4 protein-coding genes and 1 pseudogene are annotated in these 4,689 nt (G+C 74.2%); all 5 read left to right on the forward strand.

The annotated features are described in order from the left end of the window. A partial coding sequence (locus tag P3L51_RS35165; RefSeq protein WP_354609430.1) for a DUF6286 domain-containing Asp23/Gls24 family envelope stress response protein occupies positions 1-988 on the forward strand: 988 nt, incomplete at its 5' end. Further along, positions 954-1,622, forward strand: coding sequence for a hypothetical protein (locus tag P3L51_RS35170; RefSeq protein WP_354609431.1), 669 nt, complete (start codon positions 954-956; stop codon positions 1,620-1,622). The genes P3L51_RS35165 and P3L51_RS35170, both read left to right, overlap by 35 nt. Before the next feature lie 98 nt (positions 1,623-1,720). Then, a pseudogene (locus tag P3L51_RS35175) lies at positions 1,721-2,554 on the forward strand (YihY/virulence factor BrkB family protein); the annotation flags it as partial. A gap of 78 nt (positions 2,555-2,632) precedes the next feature. Next, entirely contained in the window at positions 2,633-3,301 is a 669-nt protein-coding gene (locus tag P3L51_RS35180) for an HD domain-containing protein (protein WP_354609432.1), read from the forward strand. Between the two features lie 118 nt (positions 3,302-3,419). Beyond that, positions 3,420-4,646 (forward strand): Cmx/CmrA family chloramphenicol efflux MFS transporter, encoded by a 1,227-nt coding sequence (locus tag P3L51_RS35185; protein WP_354609433.1) that lies wholly within the window; start codon positions 3,420-3,422, stop codon positions 4,644-4,646. The last annotated feature ends 43 nt before the right edge of the window (positions 4,647-4,689 follow it).

Raw genomic sequence — 4,689 nt, forward strand, 5'->3', positions numbered from 1 at the left:
TGTGCCCCCGCCCACCGACCGTGGCGCGACGCGGATCGCGGACCGGGTGGTACGGCGGGTGGCGGGCCGGGCCGCCGAGGAGGTGCTGCGGCCGGGCGGGGGTCAGGTGGTGCGTGCGTCGGCAGACGTACACGGCAGCCGGGTCGACCGCATCCATCTCGATGTCGCCCTGACCTACCCCGCCCCTCTCGAAACGTCCGGGGCGGATCTTCAGCGGCGGGTGACAGAACGCACCGCGTACCTCACGGGCCTGACGGTCGGGCGTACGGCGGTCCGGATCACCCGCCTCGCGCGGTCACCGACACCGGCGGACGAGCCAGGGGAGCCGGCGGAGTCGGCGGAGTCCGTCGCGCCCCGCGCCGGCCGCCGCCCCTGGTCCGAACGCCGGGCCCCGGCAGCCGTGTTCGCGCTGATCGGCGCGGTCGTGTGCGGGGCACTGCTCGCCGACGTCGTCGCGGTCGCGGTCGGCCGCGCGCCGTCCGACGTGCGGGTGCGCGCGCTGGACTGGCTGACGAGCCACGGTCCCGCCGACACAGCGGTGGCCGTCGGCGCCGCCGTGTCGACGGTGGCCGGGCTGTGGCTGGTGTTCGTGGCGCTCACGCCCGGACTGCGCGGGCTCCTGGCGATGTCCGGCGTGCGCGCCGCCGTCGACAGGCCGGCCGTGGCTGCTCTCGTGCGTCATCGCGCGGCCGACGTGCCCGGTGTCTCGCGCGTACGGATCACGGCCGGGCGCCGCCGGATCGCCGTAAGCGCGCGGATCAGCTTCGGTGACCCTGGCGAGGCGCGCGACGTGCTCACACGCGTCACGCGGGACGTCGTGACCGGTCTCGGTCTGGCGAAGCCGCCGCGCGTGCGGGTCCGTGTCAGCCGCGACGAGTACTGGCAGCCGCCCCGCCCGCAGGACCCCGAACAGGACCGCAGGCAGGTCCCCGAACATAAGGAGACACCCCCCGATGCCCACGTCCCGGCTCCGGCCCCGGCCCCGTAGCGCCGTCGACCGCACCCTGATGGCCGTGCTCGGTGCGGTTCTGGCCGGTGCGGGCGCCTGGGTCCTGACCGGGCACGAGACCGTACGCGCGCACCTCCCCGGCTGGTGGCCCGCGTCGGCCACCGCCCGCACCGACAGCGCCCTGACGGACCGCGCCCAACTGTCCCGGCTGCGCGATCACGGCTGGTGGACCCCGGCCGTCATCGCGGCGCTCGCCGTCGCGTTCCTGCTGCTCGTGTGGTGGCTGCTGGCCCAGTTCCGGACCGGCCAGCCGCGCACGCTCCCGCTCCCCCGCCCGGGGCTCGGGCTCCGTACCCGCGCGCTGACGGCGGCCATGGAGGAGGGGACGGAGCAGATCCCCGGTGTGAACCGGGCCCGGGTGACCCTGTCGGGCCGGCCGCACCGCATGCGCGCGACCTTCTCCGTACGGCTGGAGGCGGACGCCACCCCGGCCGATGTCATACGGCGGATCGACGCGGGCCCGGTCGCCGACGCCCGGACGAGCAGCGAGGGCTCACGCCGTATCGACGCGGTCGTACGGCTCCGCGCCCCGGCCGGGGCCAGGGGCCGGTCCCGCCCCCGTCTCGGCGGGATCCGCACCGCACGCGACACCACACGTGCGCCACTGCTGTGAGCAGCATCGAAGGGCCCTCGCAGGGCACCCTGAAGGGCAGGCGGTACGACAGAACGGCCGCCGAGCTCGACCGCCACCCACCCAACGGGGAGACCAGAGTGCCCAAGTCCCGTCCGGCACACGCCTGGTGGCCCCCGCACCCACCACGCGCCAAGCACCCCCCTCGTGAGCCCCGCCACTACGCCCACGCGCTCCGTCGGACCCCGATCGCCCTGTGGCGGGACGACGCCACCGACTCGGCCGCCGCCCTCACGTACTACACGGTCCTGGCGATCATCCCGGCCCTCCTGGTGACCGTGGCCGCCATCGGGCTCGCGGGCTCCGACGCGTCCAGCGAGCTGGCGGCCGAGATCACCGCGCTCGTCCCGGCCCAGTCCCGGCAGCTGATCCACGAGGCGCTGAACCAGATGACGCACCAGCGCACCGCGGCCTGGCTGCTGACGATCTTCGGTGCGATCGGCGCGCTCTGGTCCTCCTCCAGCTATCTCGGTGTCTTCCGCCGGGCGCTGCACAGGATGAACGGCGCCGTCGACCACCGCCCGCCGTGGCGTACGGCGCCGCGCATCGTGGTCACGGCGTGCGCGCTGCTCGCGCTCCTCGTCACGAGCGCGTTCACGCTGGTGCTGACGGGCGACGCGGTCCACCGGATCGGTCCGGTGCTGGGCATCGGGAGTACGGGGAGCGTGGTGTGGACCGGGCTGAAGTGGCCGCTGTTGCTGGCGCTCGCGGCGGTTCTGGTCCTCATCGTCTTCCGTACGGGCCCGCCCGGCACCCGGCATCTGCGGCGCGCGCTGCCCGGCGGGGTGCTCGCCGTGCTGCTGTGGCTGCTGATGTCGGCGGGATTCGCGCTGTACGCGGCCCACTCGGGGACGTACAGCCGGCTCTACGGCTCGCTCGCGGGCAGTGTCGTCTTTCTCGTCTGGCTCTGGCTGTCGAACCTGTCGCTGGTGGCGGGCGCCCAGTTCAACGCGGAGTTGGAGGCCGCGCACAGGCATCTAGGCTCTTCCTCCATGGCAGCTACGGCAACAGCTCTCAACACCCCCGAGGACGACACCCTGCGTGGCCGATGGCTGCGCACCCTCACCGCGGTACGGGAGGGGGAAACGCCCGATGCCCTCCCCTACGCCGACGAACTCCTGACACGGTGGGCCGAGCCCCAGCGCAGGTATCACACCGCCGATCACCTCCTCGCCGTCCTGGAGCACATCGACACCCTCGCCCCGCACGCGGACGACCCCGAGGCCGTGCGCCTCGCCGCCTGGTTCCACGACGCCGTCTACCGCCCCGACCGCTCCGAGAACGAGGAGCGCAGCGCCGTCCTCGCGGTGCGCGCGCTCACCGAGGCGGGCGTGCCGGCCGACCGTACGGACGAGGTCGCCCGCCTCGTCCGCCTCACCGTCACCCACGACCCGGCGCCCGGCGACACCAACGGCGAGGTGCTGTGTGACGCGGATCTCGCGATCCTGGCGGGCGAGCCGGAGGAGTACGAGGCGTACACCCGCGCCGTACGGGAGGAGTACGGCTTCGTCCCGGACGACGCGTTCCGGGCGGGCCGCGCGGCCGTCCTGCGTCAACTCCTGGACCTGCAAAGGCTGTTCCGTACGCCGCACGGTGCGGCGGCCTGGGAGGAGCGGGCCCGCGCGAATCTCACCGCCGAGCTGGAGACCCTCGGCGACTGACCGACGGCCGACAGGCGGCGGCCCCGACCGACCGGCGTCGGCAGGAATGAGGGGACGGGGCCGCGTGGTTGTACGCGTCATGCCTGATTCTGCTCCCGTCGCGCCCAGCCGCGCCCGCATGCCCCTCGCCGTGTACATACTCGGGCTGTCCGTCTTCGCGCTCGGGACCAGTGAGTTCATGCTGTCCGGGCTGCTGCCTCCGATCGCCGACGACATGGTCACCATCCCGCAGGCGGGTCTGCTGATATCCGCGTTCGCGATCGGCATGGTGGTCGGCGCCCCGCTGCTCGCCGTGGCGACGCTGCGGCTGCCGCGCCGTACGACGCTCATCGCGCTGATCTCCGTCTTCGGCCTCGGCCAGGTCGCGGGCGCGCTCGCACCCACCTACGAAGTCCTGTTCGTCTCGCGCGTCGTCAGCGCGTTCGCGTGCGCGGGCTTCTGGGCGGTCGGCGCGGCGGTCGCCATCGCGATGGTGCCGACGACGTCGCGCGCCCGCGCGATGGCCGTGATGATCGGCGGACTGTCGATCGCGAACGTGCTCGGCGTGCCGGCGGGGGCGTTCCTCGGTACGCATCTGGGCTGGCGTTCCGCGTTCTGGGCGGTCGGTGCCGCGTCCGCGGTCGCGCTGGTCGGTGTGGCGACGCTCATCCCGCGTATCCCGCTGCCGGAGCGGAAGCCGGAGCTGCGGCGCGAGTTGCTGATCTACCGCGACCGCCAGGTCTGGCTCGCCATCGCGATCACGGCGCTCGCGGCGGGCGGGGTCTTCTGCGCGTTCTCCTATCTGGCTCCGCTGCTGACGGACGTGGCCGGGCTCGACGAGGGCTGGGTCCCGACGGTGCTCGCGCTGTTCGGCGTCGGCGCGCTGATCGGCACGGTGATCGGCGGCCGGGTCGCGGACGCGCATCTCTTCGGGGTGCTGCTGAGCGGGGTGGTGGCGTCGACGGTGTTCCTGTCCGCACTGGCGCTCCTCGCGTCGAGCGCGGTGGCGGTGGTGGTGCTGTCCCTGCTGCTGGGCTTCTCGGCGTTCTTCACGGCGCCGGCGCTGAACGCCCGGATGTTCAATGTGGCGGCGGCGGCCCCGATCCTGGCGGGCGCGACGGCGACGTCGGCGTTCAACCTGGGCAACACCGGGGGTCCGTGGCTGGGCGGCACGGTGATCGACGCGGGGCTGGGCTTCGCGTCGACGGCCTGGGCGGGGGCGGCGATGACGGTGGTGGCGGTGGCCCTGGTGGCGCTGGCGATGCGCCACCAGCGCTCGGGCGCCACCCGTGTCGTGGCTACGGGCCTGACCGCGCCCGGCACCGTCGAGACGGCCCCGGCCGTATCGAGCCCGCGCGGCGATTGAGGTCACCCGGCCGGCGGGCCGACCCGCGACCGCGACCGCGGCC

The organism is Streptomyces panacea (assembly GCF_040560175.1).
GTDB lineage: Bacteria > Actinomycetota > Actinomycetes > Streptomycetales > Streptomycetaceae > Streptomyces > Streptomyces panacea.